Origin of the sequence: Cryobacterium glaciale, from assembly GCF_004402535.1 — a bacterium.
Lineage (GTDB): Bacteria > Actinomycetota > Actinomycetes > Actinomycetales > Microbacteriaceae > Cryobacterium > Cryobacterium glaciale.
Genome location: NZ_SOEY01000007.1, coordinates 48,863 through 71,490, shown reverse-complemented (window position 1 = coordinate 71,490; position 22,628 = coordinate 48,863). Strand labels below are relative to the sequence as shown.

Sequence of the window (22,628 nt, the reverse complement as noted above, 5' to 3'; positions counted from 1 at the left end):
CAGTGGTGAGGGCACAGAAAGGCCCGGCAGACGAATCTGCCGGGCCTTTCTACCGAACTAGTACCTAGTCGCTCGTGATGGCGAGGTCCGGCGTTGCCGGGCCGGTGCCGATTGCGGCGGCCGTGTTCACTCCGACGCCGACCGGGTCCACCCGGGTCGTCGTGGTGAAGATGTACTCACCGTTGGCGTAATCCACGTGCACGTGGTCACCGGCGTTGAGCTCACCCTGCAGGATTTTCTCCGACAGGCGGTCCTCCACCTCGCGCTGGATGGCGCGACGCAGCGGACGAGCACCGAGCGCCGGGTCGAATCCGACCTCGATCAGGTGTTCCTTCGCCGAAACGGTGACCTCGACGGTCATGTCGCGGTCGAGCAGGCGCACGCCGAGGCGCTTGATAAACAGGTCGACGATCTGCAGCAGCTCGGGCTTGGTCAGCTGCGGGAACACGATGATCTCGTCGACACGGTTGAGGAACTCGGGCTTGAAGTGCTTCTTGAGTTCGTCTTTCACCTTGCCGGCCATGCGCTCGTACCCGGTGGTGGTGTCGCCTTCCAGCTGGAAGCCGACCGGTCCGCCCGAGATGTCCTTCGTACCGAGGTTGGTGGTCATGATGATCACGGTGTTCTTGAAGTCGACGACGCGACCCTGACCATCCGTCAGCCGCCCCTCTTCCAGAATCTGGAGCAGGGAGTTGAAGATGTCGGGGTGAGCCTTCTCGATCTCGTCGAACAGCACCACGGAGAACGGCTTGCGCCGCACCTTCTCGGTGAGCTGGCCGCCCTCTTCGAAGCCGACGAACCCGGGAGGCGCACCGAACAGCCGCGACACGGTGTGCTTCTCGCCGTACTCGCTCATGTCGAGCGAGATCATGGCGGCCTCGTCGTCGAACAGGAACTCGGCGAGAGCCTTGGCGAGCTCGGTCTTGCCGACGCCGGTGGGGCCGGCGAAGACGAAGGATCCCGAGGGACGCTTGGGGTCCTTCAAGCCGGCACGTGTGCGACGGATGGTCTTGGCCAGTGCTGAGATCGCCTCTTCCTGACCGATGACGCGCTGGTGCAGCGCCTTCTCCATGAAGACGAGCCGCGAGGACTCCTCCTCGGTGAGCTTGAACACCGGAATGCCGGTGGCCTGGGCGAGAACTTCGGCGATCAGGCCTTCGTCGACGACCGCGGTGGTCTTGACGTCGCCGGACTTCCACTTCTTCTCGAGGCGCAGACGCTCGCCGAGGAGGTTCTTCTCCTCGTCGCGCAGGCCGGCGGCCTTCTCGAAGTCCTGCTCTTCAATGGCGAGTTCCTTGGCGGCCCGCACCACGGCGATCTTCTCGTCGAATTCGCGCAGCTCCGGCGGGCTCGACAGGATCGACAGGCGCAGGCGGGCGCCGGCCTCGTCGATCAGGTCGATGGCCTTGTCGGGCAGGAACCGGTCGGAGACGTACCGGTCGGCGAGGTTCGCAGCGGCGACGAGGGCACCGTCGGTGATGGACACCTTGTGGTGCGCTTCGTAACGGTCGCGCAGGCCCTTGAGGATGTTGATGGTGTGCGGCAGCGACGGCTCGTTCACCTGGATCGGCTGGAAGCGGCGCTCGAGCGCGGCATCCTTCTCGAAGTGCTTGCGGTACTCGTCGAGCGTGGTCGCACCGATGGTCTGCAGCTCACCGCGGGCGAGGAGAGGCTTCAGGATCGACGCGGCGTCGATGGCGCCCTCGGCGGCTCCGGCACCCACGAGGGTGTGGATCTCGTCGATGAAGACGATGATGTCGCCGCGGGTGCGGATCTCCTTGGTGACCTTCTTCAGGCGCTCTTCGAAGTCACCGCGGTAGCGGCTTCCGGCGATGAGCGAGCCGAGGTCGAGCGAGTAGAGCTGCTTGTCCTTGAGCGTCTCGGGCACATCGCCCTTGACGATGGCCTGGGCGAGGCCCTCGACGACGGCTGTCTTGCCGACGCCGGGCTCACCGATCAGCACCGGGTTGTTCTTGGTGCGACGCGAGAGGATCTGCATGACCCGCTCGATTTCCTTCTCGCGCCCGATGACCGGGTCGAGTTTGTTGTCGCGGGCCATCTGGGTGAGGTTACGACCGAACTGGTCGAGCACCTGGCTGCCGGCCGTGTTGGCCGCCTGCTCGTTGGCGCCGACCTGCACCTGCTCCTTGCCCTGGTAACCGGAGAGGAGCTGGATGACCTGCTGGCGCACACGGTTGAGGTCGGCGCCGAGCTTCACGAGAACCTGGGCGGCGACGCCCTCGCCCTCGCGGATGAGGCCGAGCAGAATGTGCTCGGTACCGATGTAGTTGTGGCCGAGCTGCAGCGCTTCGCGCAGGCTCAGCTCGAGGACCTTCTTTGCACGCGGCGTGAAGGGGATGTGGCCGGTGGGCTGCTGCTGCCCCTGGCCGATGATGTCCTGAACCTGCTCGCGTACGGCGTCCAGCGAGATGCCGAGGCTCTCCAGAGCCTTCGCGGCGACGCCTTCACCCTCGTGGATCAGCCCGAGCAGAATGTGCTCGGTACCGATGTAGTTGTGGTTGAGCATCTTGGCCTCTTCCTGGGCCAAAACGACGACGCGACGAGCTCGGTCGGTAAATCTCTCAAACATATGATCGCTCCCTTGGCGCCAGGGCAGTTGGTGCCGTTACATCGAGAGTAACCAGCCTGCGCCGCTCGCGGGTGTTTGTTCGCCGTAGGCGTGAAGGATGCTACGGAGCAGCGTCCTTCACGCCTTTGTTTTTATATGAACAGCGTGACGGATGCTGCGCGCCGGCCCCGCACGCAGCATCCGTTTGACTCACCTACTGCACGGCGGAGGTGAGCCGGGCGAGGTTGTCGAGGATGGTCGAACGCAACGGCTGCTTGAGCCACTCCTCGAGCGTGAGCTCGCGGCTGTTGCGCCGGTTCTCGTCTTCCATGGCCCGCAGGTTGCGCACGAAAGAGCGGCCGCGCACCATGAGGGACACCTCCATGTTGAGGCTGAACGAACGCTGGTCCATGTTGCTGGACCCGACGACGGCGACCTCATCGTCGATCGTGAAGTGCTTCGCGTGCAGGATGTACGGTGCCTTGTACATGTAGATGTGTACTCCGGCGGTCAGGAGTTCCTCGTAGTACGAGCGCTGCGCGTGGTAGACGACGGCCTGGTCGCCGATCTCCGACACGAACAGTTCCACGTGCAGCCCCCGCTGCACGGCGGTCGTGATGGCGTACATGATCGACTCGTCTGGCACAAAGTAGGGGCTCGTGATGATGATGCGATCCTGGGCGTAGTAGAGCAACGCGAGGAACAGCCGCAGGTTGTTCTCGCCCTTGAACCCTGGCCCGCTCGGCACGACCTGGCAGTCGAGGGCATCCGTCACCGGTCGCGGATGCACCGGCTCGACGTCGCGGGTGAGCAGCTCACTGGTCTCGCTGTACCAGTCAGTGATGAAGATCGCGTTGAGCCCCGACACGATCGGGCCTTCCAGCCGGGTCATGAAGTCTTTCCACTGCAGGCCGCGACGGATGTTTCTTTTCATGTTGTACGAGCGGTCGATGATGTTCTGCGAACCCATGAACCCGACGATGCCGTCGACGATGAGCAGCTTGCGATGGTTACGCAGGTCGGGTCGTTGCCATTTGCCCTTGAACGGCTGCACCGGAAGCATGAGCTCCCACGCGATACCGGCATCCGTCAGCCGTTTCTTGGTCTGGCGAAAGCCGGGCTTGCGCATGGACTGAATGTGATCCAGCAGCACCCGCACGGTCACGCCGCGTCGCCTAGCACGCTCGAGTGCATCGAAGAAGGGGGCTGTTGTGTGATCGAGGGAGAGGATGTAGAACTCGACGTGCACGTATTTTCGGGCCTGGTCGATGTCGGCGATCATGGTGTCGAACGCCACCTGGTATTCGCCGATCAGGCTCGCGGTGTTGTCGCCGACCAGCGGCATGGCTCCGAGGTTGCGGTTGAGTTCGACGACCGATTCGAGCCAGCCCGGCCACGGGTGGTCGCGGCGCACCAGCTCCATGCCCTCGGTGCTGTCGAGGATGAACTTGTTGATTTCATCCTGCATCAGTCGGCGCTTCTGCGGCAGCGTGCGGTAGCCGATCAGCAGAAACAGCAGAACACCGAGGTAGGGGATGAAGAAGATGGTCAGCAACCAGGCCATGCCCGACATCGGGCGCCGGTTGCGGGGTACCACGATGATGGCAATGACGCGAACCGAGAAGTCGACGATCAGGGCCAGCAGAACGGTGATGGTCAGGCCGTCGATGCCGAACATTGGTACTTAGGTGGCTGGTTTGTCGAGACCGAGCCGGGCGCGTTCTTCGGCTTCGATTTGGGCGTACACCTTGCGTTCGGTGCGGTCGGCGCGCAGGATCGAGCGCATCATCAGCCAGAACATGAGGCCGAGCGCAATGGTGGGCACAATCGAAAAGAGCGCGTTACCCCAGAAGTTCTCAATCACGGTCTCAGCCTACGCGTAAAGGCGGGGATAGCCGCTACTTGCTGAGCAGGCCGACGATGCCGCTGCCCAAGTAGTACAGGCCGACGCCGCCGACGATCACCCAGAGGGCGATGCGGTTCATCGACGGCGGCTTGCGGCCCCCCTTGTCGGGCCTTGACTCATCGCCCGGCAGGTAACCCACTACTTCACCAACGGAAACAGGATCGTTTCACGAATGCCGAGGCCGGTCAGGGCCATCAGCATCCGGTCGATTCCCATGCCCATGCCGCCGGTCGGCGGCATGCCGTACTCGAGCGCGCGCAGAAACTCTTCGTCGAGACGCATGGCCTCGGGGTCTCCCCCGGCGGCGAGGCTCGCCTGTTCGATGAAGCGTTCGCGCTGAACGACCGGGTCCACGAGCTCGGAGTAGCCGGTGGCCAGTTCGAAGCCGCGCACGTAGAGGTCCCACTTCTCGACCACGCCGGCCACCGAGCGGTGGCCGCGCACGAGCGGGCTCGTATCGATCGGAAAGTCCAGCACGAAGGTCGGGCGCACCAGATCGCCCTTCACGAAGTGCTCCCATAGTTCTTCGACGTACTTGCCGTGGAGGGGGTGGTCGATCTCGATGCCCTCGCGCTCGGCGAGCGCCACGAGCTCGGCCAGCGGCGTCTCGGGGGTGATCACGATGCCGGCGGCCGCCGAGAGGCTGTCATACATGCCGATGCGGTCCCAGTCTCCGCCGAGGTCGAACAGGGTGCCGTCGGCCCAGGTCACGACGTGCGACCCAGCGATCGCGAACGCGGCATCCTGGATCAGCTTCTGGGTGAGGTCGGCGATGGAGTTGTAGTCGCCGTAGGCCTCATAGGCTTCGAGCATCGCGAACTCGGGCGAGTGTGTCGAGTCCGCGCCCTCGTTGCGAAAGTTGCGGTTGATCTCGTAGACGCGGTCGATGCCGCCGACCACGGCCCGCTTGAGGAACAGTTCGGGCGCGATACGCAGGAACAGTTCGGTGTCGAAGGCGTTGCTGTGGGTTTGGAACGGGCGAGCGGAGGCCCCCCCGTGCATCACCTGCAGCATCGGAGTCTCGATTTCGATGAACTCGAGGTCGGTGAACGTTCGGCGCAGGCTCGCGACGGCCTTGGAGCGGGACAGCACATTGGTGCGGGCCTGTTCGCGGCTGATCAGGTCGAGGTAGCGGCTGCGCACCCGGGTCTCCTCGCTGAGCTCGGAGTGCAGATTGGGCAGCGGCAGCAGCGCCTTGGCGGCAACCTGCCAGTCGGTGACCATGATCGACAGCTCGCCGCGACGGCTTGAGATGACCTCGCCGGTGACGAACAGGTGGTCGCCGAGGTCGACGAGGTCTTTCCAGGCGGCGAGGGATTCCTCGCCGACGGCGGCGAGCGAGACCATGGCCTGGATGCGGGTGCCGTCGCCGCTCTGCAGGCTCGCGAAGCACAGCTTGCCGGTGTTGCGCAGGTGCACGATGCGTCCGGCCAGTCCCACGGTGACGCCGGTGACGGCATCCGCTTCGAGCTCGCCGAATTCGGCCCGCACGGCCGGAATGGTGTGGGTGACCGGCACCGAGACCGGGTAGGCGCCGCCGGCCGGGCTCGCGGCGGCCGCGTTCAGGCGGTCGCGCTTGCCGAGGCGCACGGCCTTCTGCTCGTTCATCTCCGCGTCGGAGAAAGCGTCGTCGGGCGAGGCCTGGACAATGATTGGCGGGGTGTTCTGGCTCATCTGGTTCTCCGTTGGTGCTGTCAGTTCACAATTAAGCGGATGCCGCGCCTCACCCGACACTGATCGACACGTTGTCGATCAGCCGGGTGGTGCCGACCCGCGCGGCCACGAGCATCCGGGCCGGCCCGCGATAGTCGCCCGGCACCGCGAGGAAAGTCTTCGGGTGCACGATCACGAGATAGTCCAGTTTAACCAGCGGCTGGGCGTCAATGCGCGCGTGCGCGGCGGCGAGCGCTGCACCGGGTCCGGCCGGAGCTGCCGCCACAGCGGCGCTGAGCCCGGCGGACAGCGCCTGCGCCGCCGTGTGCTGCGCGTCGTCGAGGTAACGATTGCGGCTCGACAGGGCCAGTCCGCTCGGTTCACGCACGGTATCGACGACTTCGATGGTGGTGCGCACGTTCAGGTCGGCGACCATACGCTGCACCAGAAAAGCCTGCTGGCCGTCTTTCTGGCCGAACACCGCGGCATCCGGTGTCACGATGCCCAGCAGTTTCGCCACGACGGTGAGCATGCCGTCGAAGTGCCCAGGGCGCGCGGCTCCCTCGTAGAGCGAGCCGACCGGCCCGGCTGTCACCCGGGTGTCGATCGCCCCGCCCGGATACATTTCTCGCGCGCTCGGCACGAACACGAACGCCACGTTCTCAGCCGCGAGGGCGGCCAGGTCGGCCTCGAGGGTGCGCGGATAGCTGTCGAGGTCTTCGCCGACGCCGAACTGCAGCGGGTTCACGAAGATCGACACCACCACGATGTCGCCGAGCGTGTGCGCGCGCCGCACCAGCGCGAGGTGGCCGGCGTGCAGCGCCCCCATCGTCGGCACCAGCACGATGCGGGTGTCGCCGCCAGTCAGCGCCGCGCGGTCGCGCGCCTGGCCGAGACGGTCGTGCAGCTCGGCGATGGAGCTGATCATTTCTGGCGTGGTCATTCGACCTCCCGGTCGTCGTCAAGCGGATGCTGCCGCTGCTCGATTTCGTCGAATCCCGCCAGGTCCAGCCGTTCGGGGCTCGTGCGTCCGAGGGCGTTTTCCATGGCGGAGCGCAGCAGCGGACCAAGAATAGCCCCTGGATGTTCGAGGCCGATTCCGGCGAGCAGACGGGTGGCCTGTTCGACGATCGACGTAGAGAAGGCGGTGGCGATCTGGATGGCTTCGGCGTAGCTGGCACGGTCGGCCTCGGCGATGATGAGCGGTTCGCCGCCCATCTCCACGGCGAGCGCCTGCCCGATCGGCAGCACCGGGCCGGGTGCGGTCACGGCGAAATAGCTGTCGGCGAGCCTGGCCAGGTCGAGGCTGGTGCCGGTGAAGGCCATCGCTGGGTGAATGGCCAGCGGAATGGCGCCGGCGGCCTGCGCCGGGGCGAGCACTGCGGTGCCGTAGCGGGCGGAGGTATGCAGCACGAGCTGGCCGGGCTGCCAGGTGTTCGTCGCGGCGAGGCCCTGCACGAGACTTTCCAGCTGGGCGTCAGGCACCGCGATGATGACCAGTTCACTGCGTTCGACGACCTCGGGCACGGTCAGAATGGGAACGAGCGGCAGAATGGCTTCGGCACGGTCCCGGCTGGCCCGGGAGATCGCCGAGATGCCGACGATCGCGTGCCCGGCGCCGGCGAGGGCTGCCCCGAGAATGGGGCCGACGTGGCCGGCGCCGATGATTCCGACGCCGAGGCGTCCGGGTTTCTCGTTCATTCCGCTGCTTCCTCGTCGTGGGCCGTCGGCTCGGCGCGGCTCCAATGGTGGCTGGTGTCGGCGAGTGCCGACCGCACCGCACCGGTCGACATCCACTCAAACAAGACCAGTGTTTCATCCACGTCGATGACGCTGAGCGAGGCGGTCACCGGCCCGGAGACCGTGAGCAGATCGGCCGACGCGAGGCGCAGGCGCCGGCGAATCGGTCCCTGGCTAACGCGTACACTCTGCATCCGGGCCAGGGGCACCATGATCAGGTCCCGTGAGAGCACTCCGCGGCGAATCAGGGCGAGGTTTTCCGAGACCGCCCAGCCGGTGCGCCACCATGAGAACGGGCGCAGCCAGACGGCGCGGGCGGGAGCATTGCTGAAGAAGTCGGCGACGCCGGCGTCGCGCTTGCGACCGCCGAGCAGGCCGTTTTCGACTAGGGCGCGTTGCCTGTCGGTGTCAAACCCGGGCAACGCCAGTTGAAGTACCTTTTCGACGTCGGCGAGGGTGCCGACCGGCAGGAGGGTGGCGCGCGTCGTGGTGGTCGTACTGCCGCCAGACGCCTGTCCGGCCGTGTTGAAGTTGATCTGCCACCAACCGAAACGACGCCAGAGAATGGGCTGGGACACCTTGATCGCGTGGATGCGACCGGGAGGCAGGGTTTGGCTGCTCGTCGACAGCAGCCCGAAGCCGATGCGCACGCCATCGCTCGTGCCCGCGATACTGAACCGCAAGGTCTTGGCGATACGGGAGAAGTAGTAGCCGACACTGCCGATGAGGCCCGGCAGCACCGCCACGAGCACCCAGCCGCTGCTGCCGGCGAACACGCTGACGATGAGACCGATGCCGGCCAGCAGGAGGAAGACGGTGAAGCCGCTGAGCACGATCGATCCGATCAGTCGACCAGGCGGAATGCGCACGACCGATTCGGGCGGTGCAGCATCGGGGTCCAGTTCCGGAGTCCGAAACGCGGTCAAGCGAGCGCTCGCGACGTCGCCGAAGGCCGAGTGGGCGACGGGTACGTTGACCGGGCCGATCAGGGGCGGCGCGGCGGTCCACTCTGCGTCGATCGCTGCGGGATCCTCGGCGGGCCGTTTGGCCTGACGCAGGCCAGAGGCGAGGTGCAGGATGTCGCGGCGCAGGTCATCCGCGAGCTTCGAGCCGAGATAGGCGAGCTGCACGTTGCCGTCCTGTCCGGCGACCGTCACGTCCAGCCGGGCCGCACCGAACAGCCGGGGAACGAACGGCCGGGCCAGGTTGACGCCCTGCACCCGGTCGAGGCGTGCCTTGCGGTTGCTGCGAAAAACCACGCCGCTGCGCACTTCGACGATCTCGCCGGTCACCCGAAAGGTGTGCATTCGCCAGGACAGGTAGAACACCCCGATGATGACCAGAAGCACCCCGGCCAGGATCAGCAGGGCCCAACCGGTGACTCCGCGCTCGTAGATCGCGTCGATCGGATCGCCCCGATAGTTCTCCTCACCCAGGAACAGGTCGATGAGTCGCTCGCGCAGGTTGGCGATGATGAAGCCGATGATGGCCACCATGAAGATGCCGCCCCGCAAAACCGGCGTCGCTGGGTGCAGCCGGTGCCATTCACCGTCGGTGAGGTCGGTGCGCGGCGCAGCGAGCGGAGCCGGAACGGAAGCGGCAGTCTCGCTCACAGGCCAGCCCGGCGGCTCTCCGCGAGTTCCACCAGCCGGTCGCGAAGGTTCTCGGCGTCGGCTTCGGCCAACCCGGGAATCGACACGCTCGCGGTCGCCGCAGCCGTCACGAACTTGAGATCAGCCAGGCCGAGCCACCGGGCGATCGGACCGCGGGTGATGTCGATGAGCTGCATTCGCCCGTAGGGAACCGCCACAAATCGTTGAAAGAGGATGCCGCGGCGAAACAGCAGGTCGTCCTCGCGGAGCAGATACCCGATGGAACGCACCCGGCGCGGTTCGAACACGAGATTGATGATCGACGCGACGAGCACGATGATGCCGACCCACAGGGCCCAGGTCTGGCCGAGCAGCAGCCAGAGCAGGCTCGCTCCGCCGCACACGACGACGGCGTTCACAATGGTGCCCACGATCTCGACCAGCACGTACTTCGGGGAGACGCGCTTCCATTCGCCGGTCTCGGTCAATTCAAGCCGCGCCGACGTGTCGTGTGGAACGGGCAAGTCGTGTGGAACAGGCAGCGGCGTAGCTGGCGGGTTCACTTCGGGCAGTTCAGGCACGGGTACCTCCGGACTCATCGGTGTCGCCGTTCAGATCATCGTCGGGTGGCAGGGTGCAGAAGTGTTCGGCCACCAGGCCGGCCGTGAGCATGAGTGCCGCGCCGACGGCCGTACCGATCGCGAGCCACAACGACGAGACCGCGGGCACCACCGACCGGGTGAGAATGTAGAGCACGAGGCCGAGGGCAGCGCCGAGCAGCAACGAAGCCGACAACGACGTGGCTTTCGACAGCACGGCCACCCGCATAGCCCAGAACGGATCGATTCTGCGTAGCGCCTTGCGACGGCTGCCCTGGCGCACCTGCCAGGCCAGGCTCACGACGACCGCGGCCAGCAGGATCAGCGTCAACGGCAGGGTCACCGGCGGCACAACGATCGGCGCGCCGGACGCCGCGAAGGCGATCTCGAGCAGGAAGCCGATCACGAGACCGATGAGCAGCACGGCGAGCAGACCGGTCGCCTGCGAGCGCTTCATCGGCCGGCCCTCGGCACCAGGGCTGCGGCATCCGCTGCCCGGCGCACCGTGGTGCCGGTCGCGGCGAGCAGGTCACGTACCGGCCCACGGCCGGGGATGACGGCCGCCGCGTCGAGGTCGAGCCACGGGGCCAGGACGAAGTCACGTTCTGCCGCACGCGGGTGCGGCAGGGTCAGGCGGTCGTCGTCGACGCTCAGCTGGCCGAACACGATGACGTCAATGTCGAGCGTGCGGTCGCCCCAACGTTCGGCGCGCACCCGGCCGTGCCTGGCCTCGATGACGTTGACGGCATCGAGCAAGGCGTGCGGGCCACCGCTGTAGTCGATGGTCAGCACCGCGTTGAAGTAGCGGGGCGCGCTCTCGTCGACGCCGTCGAGTTTCACCGCCGCGGACTCATACACGGGCGAGGCGGCCACGAGCGCGGCCCCTGGCAGCTCCGCGATATCCGCCGCGGCACGGGCGAGCGTGGCCGCCCGGTCGCCGAGGTTGCTGCCGAGGGCCAGCACCACTCGCTCGGCGGGCCCGGTCATGCCCGAGACCGGGTGATCTGCACGGCCACGTCGGTGAACGGCACCGAGATCGGAGCCTGGGGTTTGTGGACCGTGACCTGCACGCGCAATGCTGGCGGGTGCGCCAGCACGACGGCCGCGATGCGCTCGGCGACGGTTTCAATGAGGTCGACCGGGTTGTGCCGGGCCGCGTCGGTGACCTCCTCGGCGAGTTCACCATAGTGGATGGTCCGGGTCACGTCATCGCTCGCCGCTGCGGCCAGCAGATCCAGCCAGACGGTCACGTCGATGACGAAGTCCTGACCGTTTTCTTTCTCGAAGTCGTAGACGCCGTGGTGGGCGTTCACCCGCAGGCCGGTGAGGGTGATCGAATCAGTCATGGGTCCATTGTGACGGACGCACCGCGCCGCGCGGCAATCCCGGCGCACGACGGGGCGTCGACTGCTGCACGCTGGCCAACACGTTCAGGGCCGTACGGGTCGCCGCGACGTCGTGCACGCGCACCGCCCAGGCGCCGGCCTGCGCGGCCAGCACGCTGACCACGGCGGTGGGCAGGTCGCGGCCCTGAACCGGAGCGCCGACCGGCAGCACCTCGGCGAGGAAACGTTTGCGTGACGCCCCGACCATGACGGGAAGGTCGAGTTCGGCGAAGGCGTCGAGCCGGTTGATGAGCTGCCAGTTATGTTCGGTCTTCTTGGAGAATCCGAGTCCGGGGTCGAGCACGATCCGCTCCCTGGCTACTCCGGCCAGGGTCAATGCCTCGACGCGGGTGCGCAGTTCGGCGATGACGTCGGTGACCACGTCGCCGTAGTCGGCGAGGGTGTCCATCTGCTGCGCGTGCGCGCGCCAGTGCATTGCCACGTAGGTGAGGCCGGTCTCGGCGGCGACGGCGGCCATGCCGGGGTCGGCGAGCCCGCCGGACACGTCGTTGATCACGCTCGCGCCCGCTTTCGCCGCCGCGAGGGCGGTGCCGGCGTTGAGGGTGTCGATGCTCAGCCGCAGGCCCTGCCTGGCGAGTTCGGTGACCACGGGAATGATGCGTTGCTGCTCTTGTTCCGGTGAGACGCGGGTGGCACCGGGCCGGGTGGACTCACCGCCCACGTCGATGAGGTCGGCGCCCTGGGCGTGCAGCAGCAGGCCGTGCTCGATGGCGGCATCCGTCGACGCCCACCGGCCGCCGTCGCTGAAGGAGTCAGGGGTGACGTTGAGCACACCCATGATGAGCGTCATCCGCCGGCGGCAATCAGCGCGATGATCTCTGCGCGGGCCGTCGGTTCGGTCAGGGCTCCGCGCGAGGCCATGGTCACCGTTGAGCTCGCGGTCTGGCGCGGGCCGCGGGTGCCGACGCAGCCGTGCACGGCGTCGAGTACAACGAGCACGCCGAGCGGGTCGAGCCCTTCGTACAGGGCATCGGCGATTTCCTCGGTAAGTCGCTCCTGCAGCTGGGGCCGGGCGGCGATGGTCTCCACGACGGCGGGCAGCCGGCCGAGGCCGACGACGCGGTCCCTGGGCAGGTAGGCCACGTGGGCGATGCCGAGAAACGGCAGCAGGTGGTGTTCGCAAATCGAACGAAAGGCGATATCGCGCAGCAGCACGAGTTCGCCGGTACTCTCGCCAACCGGAACGAAATCCGCCAGCAACTCCTGTGGGTTCTGGTCGAGCCCGACGAAGAACTCGGCGTAGGCATCCGCTACCCGTCGTGGGGTACTTTCCAGGCCGGCCCGCGCCGGGTCCTCACCGATTGCAGCGAGAATCTCGGCGACGGCCGCCTGGATGCGCGCCCTATCCACTGCCACGGGCGCCTAGGCGGTCGCGGGGCGGGGGTTGCGGGCCGGCGCGCGCTTCGGTTTGGCGGGGGCGGCGTCTCCGCTGGAGATGCCACCGTCAACGGCGGCGCCGTCGATGGGAGCCTTCGGCGCGGGCATGGCGATCGGCGGTACGTCCGAGACGGGGCGCTTGTCGCTCGAGAGCCATTGCGGGCGTGCTGGCAGTTTCTCCACGTTGGCGAAGATCTCGGCGAGGGAGGTCTGGTCGAGTGTCTCGTGCTCGAGCAGGGCCGTTGCGAGGCTGTCGAGGATCGCGCGGTTCTTGATCAGCACCTCGTAGGCCTCGTCATGGGCGTCTTCGAGCAGCTGGCGCACCTCACGGTCGACGCTTTCGGCAACGCGCTCCGAGTAGTCGCGCTGGTGTCCCATGTCACGACCGAGGAAGACTTCGCCAGAACCCTGGCCCAGCTTGAGCGGACCGACGACCGCGCTCATGCCGAACTCGGTGACCATCTTGCGGGCGGTCGCCGTGGCTTTTTCGATGTCGTTGGAGGCGCCACTGGTCGGGTCGTGAAAGATGATCTCTTCGGCGACGCGGCCGCCCATGGCGTAGGCCAGCTGGTCGAGCAGTTCGTTGCGGGTGACCGAATAGCGGTCTTCGAGCGGCATGACCATCGTGTAACCGAGGGCCCGGCCGCGCGGCAGGATGGTGATCTTGGTCACCGGGTCGGTGAAGTTCATCGCGGTCGCGACCAGGGCGTGACCGCCCTCGTGGTACGCGGTGATGAGTTTCTCTTTGTCGCGCATGACGCGGGTGCGGCGTTGAGGACCGGCCATGACCCGGTCGACGGCTTCGTCGAGGGCACGGTTGTCGATGAGCTGGGCGTTGGATCGCGCGGTGAGCAGCGCGGCCTCGTTGAGCACGTTCGCCAGGTCGGCACCGGTGAAGCCGGGCGTCTTGCGGGCGAGCACCTCGAGGTCGACGCCGTCAGCCATCGGCTTGCCCTTGGAGTGCACCTCGAGGATGCGTTTACGACCGAGCATGTCGGGGGCATCGACGCCGATCTGCCGGTCGAACCGGCCCGGGCGCAGCAGCGCGGGGTCGAGGATGTCCGGACGGTTGGTGGCGGCGATGAGGATGACGTTGGCCTTCACATCGAAGCCGTCCATCTCGACCAGCAGCTGGTTGAGGGTCTGCTCACGTTCGTCGTGGCCACCGCCCATGCCGGCACCACGGTGACGGCCGACGGCGTCGATCTCGTCGATGAAGATGATGGCCGGCGCGTTCTCCTTGGCCTGGCTGAACAGATCACGCACTCGGCTGGCACCGACACCGACGAACATCTCGACGAAGTCGGAGCCGCTGATGGCGTAGAACGGCACGTTGGCCTCGCCAGCCACCGCGCGGGCAAGGAGGGTCTTACCGGTTCCGGGAGGTCCGTACAGCAGCACGCCCTTGGGAATGCGGGCGCCGACCGCCTGGAATTTGGCCGGCTCCTTGAGGAAGTCTTTGATTTCTTCGAGCTCTTCGATGGCCTCGTCGGCACCGGCGACGTCGGCGAAGGTGACCTGCGGGCTTTCCTTGGAGACGAGCTTGGCCTTGGACTTGCCGAACTTCATGACCTTGCTGCCACCACCCTGCATCGAGATCATGAGCCAGAAGAAGGCACCGATCAGCAGTACGGGCAGCAGAAAGCTGAGCACGCCCAGCACCCAGTTGGGCTGCGGCACCTCGTCGGTGAAGCCGTCCTTCGGGTTGGCGGCGGTCACCGCGGTGATGATCTCTTCGCCGCGCGGGGCGACATAGTAGAACTGCACCTGGGTTCCGAGGTCGCCGCTGGCTTTGGTCAGCGTGAGGTCGACGCGCTGCTCGCCGTCGACGATGGTGGCCTCGGCGACATTGCCCGATTTCAGGTAGGCGAGGCCTTCCTGCGTGCTGACCTCGCGAAATCCGCTCATGGTAATGAGGCTGGACCCCACCCAGACGGCGATGACGGCGAGCACAATATAGAGAATCGGGCCGCGGAGTAGCTTCTTGACGTTCATGGTGACCTCAGGCTAGCGCTCGATTACAAGGGAAAGCCGTGTGTTCGCCCAAAGGAGAACTCAGGCGCGGGTCGCGGGCTGTGCCTAGAGCGCAGCTGCAGCTGCCGTGGAGTAGACGTGCGGGGCGAGAATTCCCACCGAGCGCAGATTGCGGTACTTCTCGTCGTAGTCGAGGCCGTAGCCGACCACGAACTTGTTCGGAATGTTGAAACCCACATATTTCACGTCGATGTCCACTCGCGCGGCGTCCGGCTTGCGCAGCAGGGCGCAGATTTCAATGGATGCCGGACCGCGCGTTTTGAGGTTCGCCAGCAGCCACGACAGGGTCAGGCCGGAGTCGATGATGTCCTCGACGATGAGCACGTTGCGGCCGGACAGGTCGGTGTCGAGGTCCTTCAGGATGCGCACGACGCCGCTCGACTGGGTGCCGGAGCCGTAGGAACTGACGGCCATCCAGTCCATGGTGACCGGGTGGTGCAGTTCGCGAGCCAGATCGGCCATGACCATGACCGCGCCTTTCAGCACGCCGACCAGAAGCAGATCGGTGCCCGCGTAGTCGACCTCGATCCGGCGTGACATTTCAGCCAGGCGCGCTTGAATCTGTTCCTCGCTGATCAGGATCTCGGTGAGGTCGCCGTCAATGTCGCGAGGTTCCATGTGGAAAAAACATTCCTTTGTGTCAAGTGGGTCCAGGCACGGAAAAGATCAATATGCCATCGTGTCGTACAACTCTAATACCTGGCAGGCTGAGCGCCCCCTGTCCATGCCAATCCGTCACGAGCGCCGCCACGGCGAGGGTCTGTCCCCGATCCAGCCACACGCCGTGGCGCTCTTCGGCAGCGAAGCGAATCACCCGCTGCCGTATTGCAGACGGGTGTGCTGCGAGCACGGCCGCCGCGATCCGTCCATCGGCCCAGTAGGCGCGCAGCACGGTACGCGCCAGTTCGTCGAGCGCGTCGGAATCCTCCCGCAGTGCTTCGGCGGTGCGGGCGAGTGCCAGCCCGACGCCGGGTCCGAGCTCTCTCTCGAGCACCGGCAATACCGTTTCCCGCACCCGCACCCGGGCGTAGCGCGGGTCGAAATTCTGTGGGTCGGTCCACGGTTCGAGGCCTGCATCGGCGCAGAATTGCCGGGTTTCCGCGCGACGGATGCCCAGCAACGGTCGCAGGATCGGCCCCGTTCGCGCCGCCATGCCCCGCAGGCTGGTCGGTCCGGAGCCACGGGCGAGGCCGAGCAGCACGGTCTCGGCCTGATCGTCGAGGGTGTGGCCGAGCAGCACCCCGCTCGCCCCGGTGCGTTCGAGGGCCTCGTCGAACGCCGCATACCGGCTCGTGCGCGCCGCAGCCTCCGGGCCGGATCCGTCGTCACCAACGGTCACACCCAGCACGAGCACCGGGTCGAGGCCGAGGCCGCTGGCGGTCTCGGCGGCCCGCCCCGCGACATCCGCTGAACCGGCCTGCAGGTTGTGGTCGACGATGACCGCGCCGGCACGGATGCCCGCCCGCCCGGCCTCGAAGGCGGTCGCCGCAGCGAGCGCGAGCGAATCAGCGCCACCGCTCAGGGCCACGAGCACAAGCCCCTCGGCCGGCAGCAGCGTGCGCACGGCCCGGCGAATATCGGCGATGGCCGGGGTGAGGCGCGGGCGGCGGGTGGATTCCATCCAGTAACGTTATCCGCAGACTTAGATCAAGGGAGAAACACAGCCATGGCCGAATACGACGCAGTCATCGAAATCCCTCGCGGGAGCCGCAACAAGTACGAGGTGGACCACGAAACCGGTCGGGTCTATCTCGACCGGGTGCTCTACACGAGCTTCATGTATCCCACCGACTACGGCTACTTCGAGAACACGCTCGGCCTCGACGGCGACCCCGTCGACGTTCTCGTACTGCTCGACTACCCGCTCTTTCCGGGCGTCGGCGTCTCCGTGCGTCCCGTCGGCGTGTTCAACATGACCGATGACGGCGGCTCGGACGCCAAGGTCATCGCCGTTCCGGCCGGCGACCCGCGCTGGGACCACATCCAGGATGTCCTCGATATTCCCGAGTACACCCGCAAGGAAATCGAGCACTTCTTCGAGCACTACAAGGACCTCGAGCCGGGCAAGTGGGTCAAAACGGAGGGCTGGGGCGATGCTGCCGAAGCCAACCAGATCGTCGTCGACGGCATCGCGAAGCTCGCCGAAGAGGGCCACTAACCCTCAAGCTCGCACCGTGAGGGGTCGCAAATCGACCGAAAACCGGCCCCGGATGATCGATTCCGGCCCCTCACCACCGCATAGGCGGCAGGAGTCCCGTGTTCGTTAAGCCATCAGCGTTAGGCGGCCGGACGGCCGACGTACGGCGCGACGGCCCAGGACGACCAGATACTGTGCACCCGCACGCGGGCGGAGGGGTTGGGGGCTTCGAGAACCTGGCCATTGCCCGCGTAGATCGCCACGTGGTAGTAGTTTCCGGGGCTGCCCCAGAACACCAGGTCGCCGACCTGCACCTGGGCGAAGGAGACAAGCTTGCCCTGCTGGGCCATGGTGTTGTACTGGTTCGTGGCCGAGTGGGTGCCGATGTAGACGCCGGCCGCTGCATAAGCGGCCTTGGTCAGACCGGAGCAGTCCCACGCGTCGGGGCCGGAGCCGCCGAAGACGTAGCGGTCACCCAGCTGGTTGCGGGCAAAAGCGATCGCCGTGTCGACGATGCTCGCGTTGGGAGCGGCAACCGGTGCGGACGGCGCTGCCGGCGCAGCTGGGGAGACGGGCGTGACCGACCCTGAGCCCGAGCCCGAACCGGAACTTGCTGGTGCGGCGGCCGCATCCCGCCCGGCCTGCGCTGCCTGCGCGGCCTGCGCTGCCGCGGCATCCGCTACTGCAGCGGCGGATGCCTGCGCCTGGGCGAACGCGGCAGCTGCGGCGGCCGCGTCCTCACCGGCGTGAAAGCTTCGTTCGGCCTCGGCCGTGGTGTCTTTGAGCAGGGCGAGCTGTTCGAACAGCTCGCTCGATTTGCGTTGCTGGGTCTCGTAGGCCGCCTCGGCTGCCGTCGAGCTCGCCGTTGCGGCGTCGAAGGTGGTCCTGGATTCTTCGGTGAGGCGTTCGCGTTCCTCAGTCGCCGACGCGGCCTGCTCTCCCAGGGACTCGGCCGCGTTCTTGTCCTGCACGGCCTCGGTGTAGATCTGCTCCGACTGCTCGCTGAGCTTGCTGGCGGTGCCGAGCTGGCTGAGCAGGTCATCGGCGCTGTTGCCGTTCAGAAACAGGTTGAGCGACAGCCCGCTGGCGCCGGATTTGGCGAGGTGCGCTGCGATCAGGCCGGCGCGCATCTTGGACGTCGCCGCGGTGGCCTCCGCCGTTTCAGCCTGGTCGTTGAGACTGGTTTCCCGTGCGGTGGCGGCATCCAGGGCGTCCTGCGTCACACGGTAAGCCTCGGCTGCAATCTGCGCCTTCGTCACGGCCTTCGCAGCCTGGGTGGCCAGCCCGTCGAGCAGTTCGCCGAGGGTCGCGATCTCGGCCTGCTTGGTCGACTCGTTCTGCTTGGCCTTTTCGACATCGTTCCAGCTCGGATAGTCGGGAGCAGCGAAGGCGGCCCCGCCGGCGGCGGCAACGGATGCTGTAACCGCCGACACCGCGCCGATCGCCACGGCGGAGAGCATCCGTTTCGATGTCGTGCGAACCCGGGCGCGTGCGGTGTGGGTGGTGCCCGGTACGTTTGTGGTGCTCGGTACCGTTGTGGTTCTCTTAGCCAAGTGATGCTCCCCGGTCGGCCATGAATGGAACAGGATTGATGCGGTTCCCACCAATCCACACTTCGAAGTGCAGGTGGCAGCCGTTGGCGGCGCCGGTATCACCGGAATAGGCGATGATCTGCCCGGCGGACACTGACTGGCCGGAACGAACGTTATAGCCGCCGTTTTGAATGTGGGCGTAGCCGGTTGAGACGTTGTCGCCGTGGCTGATCTTCACGAAGTTGCCGTACGTGCCGAGAACGCCAGCCCAGGTGACGACGCCGGCGTGGGCGGCGTAGATGGGGGAACCGCAGCCGGTGCCGAGGTCGGTGGCGTAGTGGAAGCTGCCGCTGCACTCGCCACCGTTACAGATGACCGACCGAGGGCCGAAGCCGCCGGTGATGCGACCGCTGGCCGGAACGGCCCAGCCGGTCATGCTCACGGAACCCCCGGAGCCTCCGCTGTTGGCACGCGCCGCTGCGGCAGCGGCGGCCTTTGCCGCCGCTTCAGCCGCAACCCGGATGGCTTCAAGCCGGGCGCGTTCGGCAACTCCGGCTTCATACCCGGCTGTCGTAGTGGCTTGGGCATCGCGCATGAACTGCAGCTGCTGCTCGAGCTCGATGCCCTTGGCTTCGGACTCGGCGAGGGCGTTCGCTGCTGCCTCGGCGGCGGCCTGGGCTGCGGCGAGCGCTGCTTCGGCGGCAACCCGCAGGGTTTCGCGTTCGGTCTGCGCGACTTTGGCCTGGTCTCCGAGCGACTGGGCGTTGTTCGTGGCCGACTGCGCCGATTCGTAGACGTCGGAGCTGCGCTCAACGAGCTTGCTCATGTTGCCGAGTTTGGCCAACAGCAGGTCGGCGTCGGCACCGTCTCCCTGGCCCTCCAAGAACAGGTTCACGCTGAGATCGGTGCCACCGGTGCGGTAGAGCTGGGCGGCGAGCTGGCCGGCTTGCTTGGTCGCGGCATCCGCTGTGGCCTTGCTCGCGTCGGCCTGGGTCTGGATATCTTCGGCGCGTCGGGTGGCGTCGTCGAATTCCTGCTGAGCCACCTCGAGTTCATTGGCACTCTTTTCGGCTGCAGCCTGCGTCTCTTGCACCTGCACCTGCAGGCCGGCGATAAGGTTCTCAATTGCGGTCACCTGCGCGGCCGCCGAGGCAGTGTTCGCCTTGGCATTCTGCAGGTCCTGCCAGGACGGGTAGTCAACGGCGCTGGCCGGGGCCGCGGGGCTCACGAGCGTGACCAGCAGAGTCATCGCCGCCATGATGCTGGTCAGTGCCAGGGTGTGCCGGGGCCACCGATTGGTCACACGCAAACGACGGGCGGGCAGGTCAATTCCGCGGCCGGTCACGGTTCTCATACGAATCATTGCTTCCCAACAGGCTTATAGCAGTCGCCACGTGCGCCGAGGCAGACTCTTCAGAGTAACAAGGTGGGCACGATTCGCCCAGCCTTACCGGCGAATCTAACCCGCGAAATGGCCGCTGGCCCGCCCATTTACGGGCGCGGTGCCAACTGGGTCGGCAAAATATCCACCGTTCGAGCGGATGCTGCGCGCGCCGATTTGGCCTTAGCCCCACAAGACCGTATGCTTACTCTTCGGCAGCCATGAACTTTATGGCTCACGGCCCCATCGTTTAGCGGCCTAGGACGGCGCCCTTTCACGGCGTTAACACGGGTTCGAATCCCGTTGGGGCTACGCAAACTGCACGTGTATGAAAAAATATCAAAAGAAATAGAATAGTCTTACCAAGTGCCTCGCACACAGATTCACATTTTTACATCGAGGCCCTGTAGCGCAGTTGGTTAGCGCGCCGCCCTGTCACGGCGGAGGTCGCCGGTTCAAGTCCGGTCAGGGTCGCAAAGGTAATAGCCCTTTCGAAAGGAAGGGCTTTTTTCCTTAGAAGAAGCGTTTTTGACGCTGCTTTGGGGCCCTGTAGCTCAGTTGGTAGAGCGTTCGACTGAAAATCGAAAGGTCACCGGATCGACGCCGGTCGGGGCCACCGCCGCCACTCCCTAGGAAATACTGGGGAGTGGCCTTTTTTTTGCCCATTTTCGGGCTCCGTTTCGCCTCCGTTTCCGTCGCGTGGCCACATTTTGGACACAATTGAAATCATTTTGCTCTGGTTGAGAGCTGTTGCAACGGCATCCAAGTCGTGATCGAAGAGGTCTGCCTAGACGTCCAACGTCATCGCGGCTGAAGAGTGGCCGAGCATGCGCCGCACCGCTTTCACGTTGGCCCCGACGGAGACCGCGAGGCTCGCGGCTGTGTGTCGCAGGTCATGCGGCGTCACCTTGGGAAAATCTGGATCATCCTATTGGACTCTCGCCAGGGCGGGGTTAAACGTTCGATTCCTAAAGTTTCCGTTGCGAAGAACTCCCCCGACCGGCGCCGTGAAGACAAGGTCATCTTCCCTCCGAACGTCACACCGCAACTTCAGTAGGTCGTCGACCCCGCAACGACGGCACGGACCTTGGTGGGAGGTCGCGACTCATCACCGACAGCCAAATCCGCAATGCCCGTCGACTTATCGACGGTGGAGAGACAGCGACAACGGTTGCCCGCGATCTTGGAATGCCTCGAGCGACCTTCTACCGCCAGTCGCGCGCCCTGAGATAACACGGAGCAGGGTGGGGCAAGACCCCGTGCTGGTATGAACCGCTGAGGACATGCGCATGCAGCGGACAAAGTCGGCGACCACCACTGTCAGAAATCTCGATTTGCGGATACCCTTCGCCGCAGGCGTGCGTGCGTGCAAATAGTGCCAATCCAATTGGCCTAGGGCTACGAACTGACATTGTCTCATCTGACCCGCGGGATCGTCCCGATGGGCGAGGTCACAAAGGAGTGAAACGTGAAGAACAACATTAAACTGGTGCTCGGCGCGAGTGCAGCTGCGCTAATCGCTGTCTCGATGGGCGCTGCGCCGGCGTCAGCGCATGTCCCGAAATCGGTGCGCGGCAACGTGGTGCTGACCGCTCACCTCACGGAGCTTAACGACTCGGGTGCGTCGGGGAAGGCGTTCGCCGTCGTTCGCGGCGAAACAATCCGGGCGATCGGGATCCGCGCCAAGGGTTTGACGCCCGATGCTCCCCACGCACAGCACATCCACTACGGCGAACAGGCCATGAATGAGTGCCCCACACTGGCGTTGGACACCGACGGCGACGGACGACTGAATACAGTCGAGGGTGTTCCGGCCTACGGACCCGTTGTGGTGTCCCTGAACACCAGTGGAGACACCACGCCGGCCAGTTTTCTGGATGTTTCCCGGTTCCCCGTCTCGAAAAACGGCTCCTATAACTACCTCCGGACCAACGTCAGCTTTACCGACGTGGCTGGAACCGGATATCCGGGAGCCGAAGGGCTCGGCACCGCCGCGCAGATCGCTGAGGCCATCCGTGATGGTGAAGGTGTTGTCGTGATCCACGGAATCGACTACGACGGCAACGGCACGTACAACGTCAGCGATCCCGAGGGTGTAAGCGAGCTGGACCCCGCCCTCCCCGCCGAGGCAACCGATCCGGCTGCCTGCGGAGTCCTGCACTAGCTGCGAGCGTCCGGTCAAGGCTGAGGTCCAGGCGCCGTGCGGGCGCGCACAGTGCCGTACGGTCCTGGACCTCACCCTTCGAAAGAATGTCAAGATCACGGGGCCTGCTCAGGCGCGCTCAAGAGGGCAGCGGTGAAAGCCGGTTGGTTCGCCGCGGTGAGAGAACCAAGGTCGGAATCGCGCGTGCTGGCCTTCGCGCCATACCGCGCCGGTCACGACGACGCTTACTTCCCCGGCGCCGCTACATGAACCCTCGGATAAGCCTTCAACTTTGCCAGCAGCCTCCACACCGGGCCAAAGGAACCCGACGAGCAACGAACAGCAGCACTAGCGCCAAGCCATCGCAGGCCGCCGCCGAAGAGTGTTCAGCTGTTGACGGCACTTGCACTTCACGTGAATGAGGGGATCGCCACGATGGAGATGCCAGGAAGTGGCTTCGCTGTCGCGGCCCTTATCGTCCTTGCTCGGATGGCAGATCAGCGACCAGAAGCTCCCTCAGCGTAGAGCCCGGGGATCATGCTTGACCACGTCCAGGCCT

General features: G+C 65.8%; 21 protein-coding genes, 3 tRNA genes and 2 pseudogenes. 6 read left to right on the top strand and 20 right to left on the bottom strand.

Features of this window, described 5'->3' with window-relative positions:
• Positions 1-64: 64 nt before the first annotated feature.
• The 17 genes from E3O06_RS04185 to tilS form a co-directional block, all read right to left on the bottom strand.
• Positions 65-2,590 carry an ATP-dependent Clp protease ATP-binding subunit gene (locus E3O06_RS04185; RefSeq protein ID WP_134501743.1) on the bottom strand — a complete coding sequence of 842 codons (2,526 nt, stop codon included), beginning with the start codon at positions 2,588-2,590 and terminating at the stop codon, positions 65-67.
• A 193-nt stretch (positions 2,591-2,783) separates the two neighbouring features.
• On the bottom strand, positions 2,784-4,247 hold the full coding sequence (gene cls, locus E3O06_RS04180; protein WP_134501742.1) for a cardiolipin synthase: 1,464 nt from the start codon (positions 4,245-4,247) through the stop codon (positions 2,784-2,786).
• 6 nt (positions 4,248-4,253) lie between these two features.
• Positions 4,254-4,433 (bottom strand): hypothetical protein, encoded by a 180-nt coding sequence (locus tag E3O06_RS04175; RefSeq protein WP_134501741.1) that lies wholly within the window; start codon positions 4,431-4,433, stop codon positions 4,254-4,256.
• 34 nt (positions 4,434-4,467) lie between these two features.
• A complete protein-coding gene (locus E3O06_RS17445; protein ID WP_166788096.1) occupies positions 4,468-4,614 on the bottom strand; it encodes a hypothetical protein in 147 nt (48 codons plus the stop codon).
• Positions 4,614-6,083: a lysine--tRNA ligase gene (gene lysS, locus E3O06_RS04170; RefSeq protein ID WP_241979863.1), complete on the bottom strand. Its 1,470-nt coding sequence runs from the start codon at positions 6,081-6,083 to the stop codon at positions 4,614-4,616. Before lysS ends, E3O06_RS17445 begins: the two co-directional genes overlap by 1 nt.
• Before the next feature lie 115 nt (positions 6,084-6,198).
• Positions 6,199-7,071 (bottom strand): pantoate--beta-alanine ligase, encoded by an 873-nt coding sequence (panC, locus tag E3O06_RS04165; protein WP_134501739.1) that lies wholly within the window; start codon positions 7,069-7,071, stop codon positions 6,199-6,201.
• Positions 7,068-7,829, bottom strand: coding sequence for a Rossmann-like and DUF2520 domain-containing protein (locus tag E3O06_RS04160; protein ID WP_134501738.1), 762 nt, complete (start codon positions 7,827-7,829; stop codon positions 7,068-7,070). Before E3O06_RS04160 ends, panC begins: the two co-directional genes overlap by 4 nt.
• Positions 7,826-9,481: a PH domain-containing protein gene (locus E3O06_RS04155; protein ID WP_134501737.1), complete on the bottom strand. Its 1,656-nt coding sequence runs from the start codon at positions 9,479-9,481 to the stop codon at positions 7,826-7,828. The genes E3O06_RS04160 and E3O06_RS04155 overlap by 4 nt, the downstream gene beginning before the upstream one ends.
• Entirely contained in the window at positions 9,478-10,041 is a 564-nt protein-coding gene (locus E3O06_RS04150; protein ID WP_420898866.1) for a PH domain-containing protein, read from the bottom strand. The genes E3O06_RS04155 and E3O06_RS04150 overlap by 4 nt, the downstream gene beginning before the upstream one ends.
• Positions 10,034-10,516: a DUF3180 domain-containing protein gene (locus E3O06_RS04145; protein WP_134501735.1), complete on the bottom strand. Its 483-nt coding sequence runs from the start codon at positions 10,514-10,516 to the stop codon at positions 10,034-10,036. The genes E3O06_RS04150 and E3O06_RS04145 overlap by 8 nt, the downstream gene beginning before the upstream one ends.
• Positions 10,513-11,046 (bottom strand): 2-amino-4-hydroxy-6-hydroxymethyldihydropteridine diphosphokinase, encoded by a 534-nt coding sequence (folK, locus tag E3O06_RS04140; RefSeq protein WP_134501734.1) that lies wholly within the window; start codon positions 11,044-11,046, stop codon positions 10,513-10,515. The genes E3O06_RS04145 and folK overlap by 4 nt, the downstream gene beginning before the upstream one ends.
• Positions 11,043-11,405 carry a dihydroneopterin aldolase gene (folB, locus tag E3O06_RS04135; protein WP_134501733.1) on the bottom strand — a complete coding sequence of 121 codons (363 nt, stop codon included), beginning with the start codon at positions 11,403-11,405 and terminating at the stop codon, positions 11,043-11,045. The genes folK and folB overlap by 4 nt, the downstream gene beginning before the upstream one ends.
• Positions 11,398-12,255 (bottom strand): dihydropteroate synthase, encoded by an 858-nt coding sequence (gene folP, locus E3O06_RS04130; RefSeq protein WP_134501732.1) that lies wholly within the window; start codon positions 12,253-12,255, stop codon positions 11,398-11,400. Before folP ends, folB begins: the two co-directional genes overlap by 8 nt.
• Positions 12,252-12,821, bottom strand: a complete 570-nt coding sequence (gene folE / locus E3O06_RS04125) for a GTP cyclohydrolase I FolE (protein ID WP_134501731.1) — start codon at positions 12,819-12,821, stop codon at positions 12,252-12,254. Before folE ends, folP begins: the two co-directional genes overlap by 4 nt.
• 6 nt (positions 12,822-12,827) lie before the next feature.
• On the bottom strand, positions 12,828-14,837 hold the full coding sequence (gene ftsH, locus E3O06_RS04120) for an ATP-dependent zinc metalloprotease FtsH (protein WP_134501730.1): 2,010 nt from the start codon (positions 14,835-14,837) through the stop codon (positions 12,828-12,830).
• A gap of 84 nt (positions 14,838-14,921) precedes the next feature.
• Positions 14,922-15,494 carry a hypoxanthine phosphoribosyltransferase gene (gene hpt, locus E3O06_RS04115; RefSeq protein ID WP_134501729.1) on the bottom strand — a complete coding sequence of 191 codons (573 nt, stop codon included), beginning with the start codon at positions 15,492-15,494 and terminating at the stop codon, positions 14,922-14,924.
• 22 nt (positions 15,495-15,516) lie between these two features.
• The gene (gene tilS, locus E3O06_RS04110) at positions 15,517-16,497 is read right to left on the bottom strand and encodes a tRNA lysidine(34) synthetase TilS (RefSeq protein WP_134501728.1); all 981 of its coding nucleotides are present in this window, start codon (positions 16,495-16,497) and stop codon (positions 15,517-15,519) included.
• A 45-nt stretch (positions 16,498-16,542) separates the two neighbouring features.
• Between tilS and ppa the strand changes: the two genes are divergently transcribed.
• Positions 16,543-17,034: an inorganic diphosphatase gene (ppa, locus tag E3O06_RS04105; protein WP_134464679.1), complete on the top strand. Its 492-nt coding sequence runs from the start codon at positions 16,543-16,545 to the stop codon at positions 17,032-17,034.
• A 119-nt stretch (positions 17,035-17,153) separates the two neighbouring features.
• On the opposite strand, the gene E3O06_RS04100 is transcribed toward ppa, so the two are convergent.
• Together E3O06_RS04100 and E3O06_RS04095 are read right to left on the bottom strand one after the other, a co-directional pair.
• Entirely contained in the window at positions 17,154-18,566 is a 1,413-nt protein-coding gene (locus E3O06_RS04100) for a C40 family peptidase (RefSeq protein ID WP_241979853.1), read from the bottom strand.
• Positions 18,559-19,899: a M23 family metallopeptidase gene (locus E3O06_RS04095; RefSeq protein WP_241979852.1), complete on the bottom strand. Its 1,341-nt coding sequence runs from the start codon at positions 19,897-19,899 to the stop codon at positions 18,559-18,561. The genes E3O06_RS04100 and E3O06_RS04095 overlap by 8 nt, the downstream gene beginning before the upstream one ends.
• 266 nt (positions 19,900-20,165) lie before the next feature.
• Between E3O06_RS04095 and E3O06_RS04090 the strand changes: the two genes are divergently transcribed.
• The 3 genes from E3O06_RS04090 to E3O06_RS04080 all read left to right on the top strand — a co-directional run bounded on the left by E3O06_RS04090 (position 20,166) and on the right by E3O06_RS04080 (position 20,542).
• Positions 20,166-20,238, top strand: a tRNA-Glu gene (locus E3O06_RS04090).
• An 88-nt stretch (positions 20,239-20,326) separates the two neighbouring features.
• Positions 20,327-20,400 (top strand) — tRNA-Asp (locus tag E3O06_RS04085).
• 69 nt (positions 20,401-20,469) lie between these two features.
• Positions 20,470-20,542: transfer RNA gene (locus tag E3O06_RS04080), tRNA-Phe, on the top strand.
• 96 nt (positions 20,543-20,638) lie between these two features.
• On the opposite strand, the pseudogene E3O06_RS18505 reads toward E3O06_RS04080, so the two are convergent.
• Positions 20,639-20,851, bottom strand: a pseudogene (locus tag E3O06_RS18505) (tyrosine-type recombinase/integrase); the annotation flags it as partial.
• 179 nt (positions 20,852-21,030) lie between these two features.
• Between E3O06_RS18505 and E3O06_RS04070 the strand changes: the two are divergent.
• Positions 21,031-21,159 (top strand): annotated as a pseudogene (locus E3O06_RS04070) (helix-turn-helix domain-containing protein); the annotation flags it as partial.
• A gap of 235 nt (positions 21,160-21,394) precedes the next feature.
• The gene (locus E3O06_RS04065; protein WP_134501727.1) at positions 21,395-22,090 is read left to right on the top strand and encodes a hypothetical protein; all 696 of its coding nucleotides are present in this window, start codon (positions 21,395-21,397) and stop codon (positions 22,088-22,090) included.
• The last annotated feature ends 538 nt before the right edge of the window (positions 22,091-22,628 follow it).

Bases quoted from the DNA above. Each gene is read 5' to 3' on its own strand.
- E3O06_RS04185 (WP_134501743.1), bottom strand. From the start codon at position 2,590: ATGTTTGAGAGATTTACCGACCGAGCTCGTCGCGTCGTCGTTTTGGCC.
- cls (WP_134501742.1), bottom strand. From the start codon at position 4,247: ATGTTCGGCATCGACGGCCTGACCATCACCGTTCTGCTGGCCCTGATC.
- lysS (WP_241979863.1), bottom strand. From the start codon at position 6,083: ATGAACGAGCAGAAGGCCGTGCGCCTCGGCAAGCGCGACCGCCTGAAC.
- panC (WP_134501739.1), bottom strand. From the start codon at position 7,071: ATGACCACGCCAGAAATGATCAGCTCCATCGCCGAGCTGCACGACCGT.
- E3O06_RS04160 (WP_134501738.1), bottom strand. From the start codon at position 7,829: ATGAACGAGAAACCCGGACGCCTCGGCGTCGGAATCATCGGCGCCGGC.
- E3O06_RS04145 (WP_134501735.1), bottom strand. From the start codon at position 10,516: ATGAAGCGCTCGCAGGCGACCGGTCTGCTCGCCGTGCTGCTCATCGGT.
- folK (WP_134501734.1), bottom strand. From the start codon at position 11,046: ATGACCGGGCCCGCCGAGCGAGTGGTGCTGGCCCTCGGCAGCAACCTC.
- folB (WP_134501733.1), bottom strand. From the start codon at position 11,405: ATGACTGATTCGATCACCCTCACCGGCCTGCGGGTGAACGCCCACCAC.
- folP (WP_134501732.1), bottom strand. From the start codon at position 12,255: ATGACGCTCATCATGGGTGTGCTCAACGTCACCCCTGACTCCTTCAGC.
- ftsH (WP_134501730.1), bottom strand. From the start codon at position 14,837: ATGAACGTCAAGAAGCTACTCCGCGGCCCGATTCTCTATATTGTGCTC.
- hpt (WP_134501729.1), bottom strand. From the start codon at position 15,494: ATGGAACCTCGCGACATTGACGGCGACCTCACCGAGATCCTGATCAGC.
- tilS (WP_134501728.1), bottom strand. From the start codon at position 16,497: ATGGAATCCACCCGCCGCCCGCGCCTCACCCCGGCCATCGCCGATATT.
- ppa (WP_134464679.1), top strand. From the start codon at position 16,543: ATGGCCGAATACGACGCAGTCATCGAAATCCCTCGCGGGAGCCGCAAC.
- E3O06_RS04095 (WP_241979852.1), bottom strand. From the start codon at position 19,899: ATGAGAACCGTGACCGGCCGCGGAATTGACCTGCCCGCCCGTCGTTTG.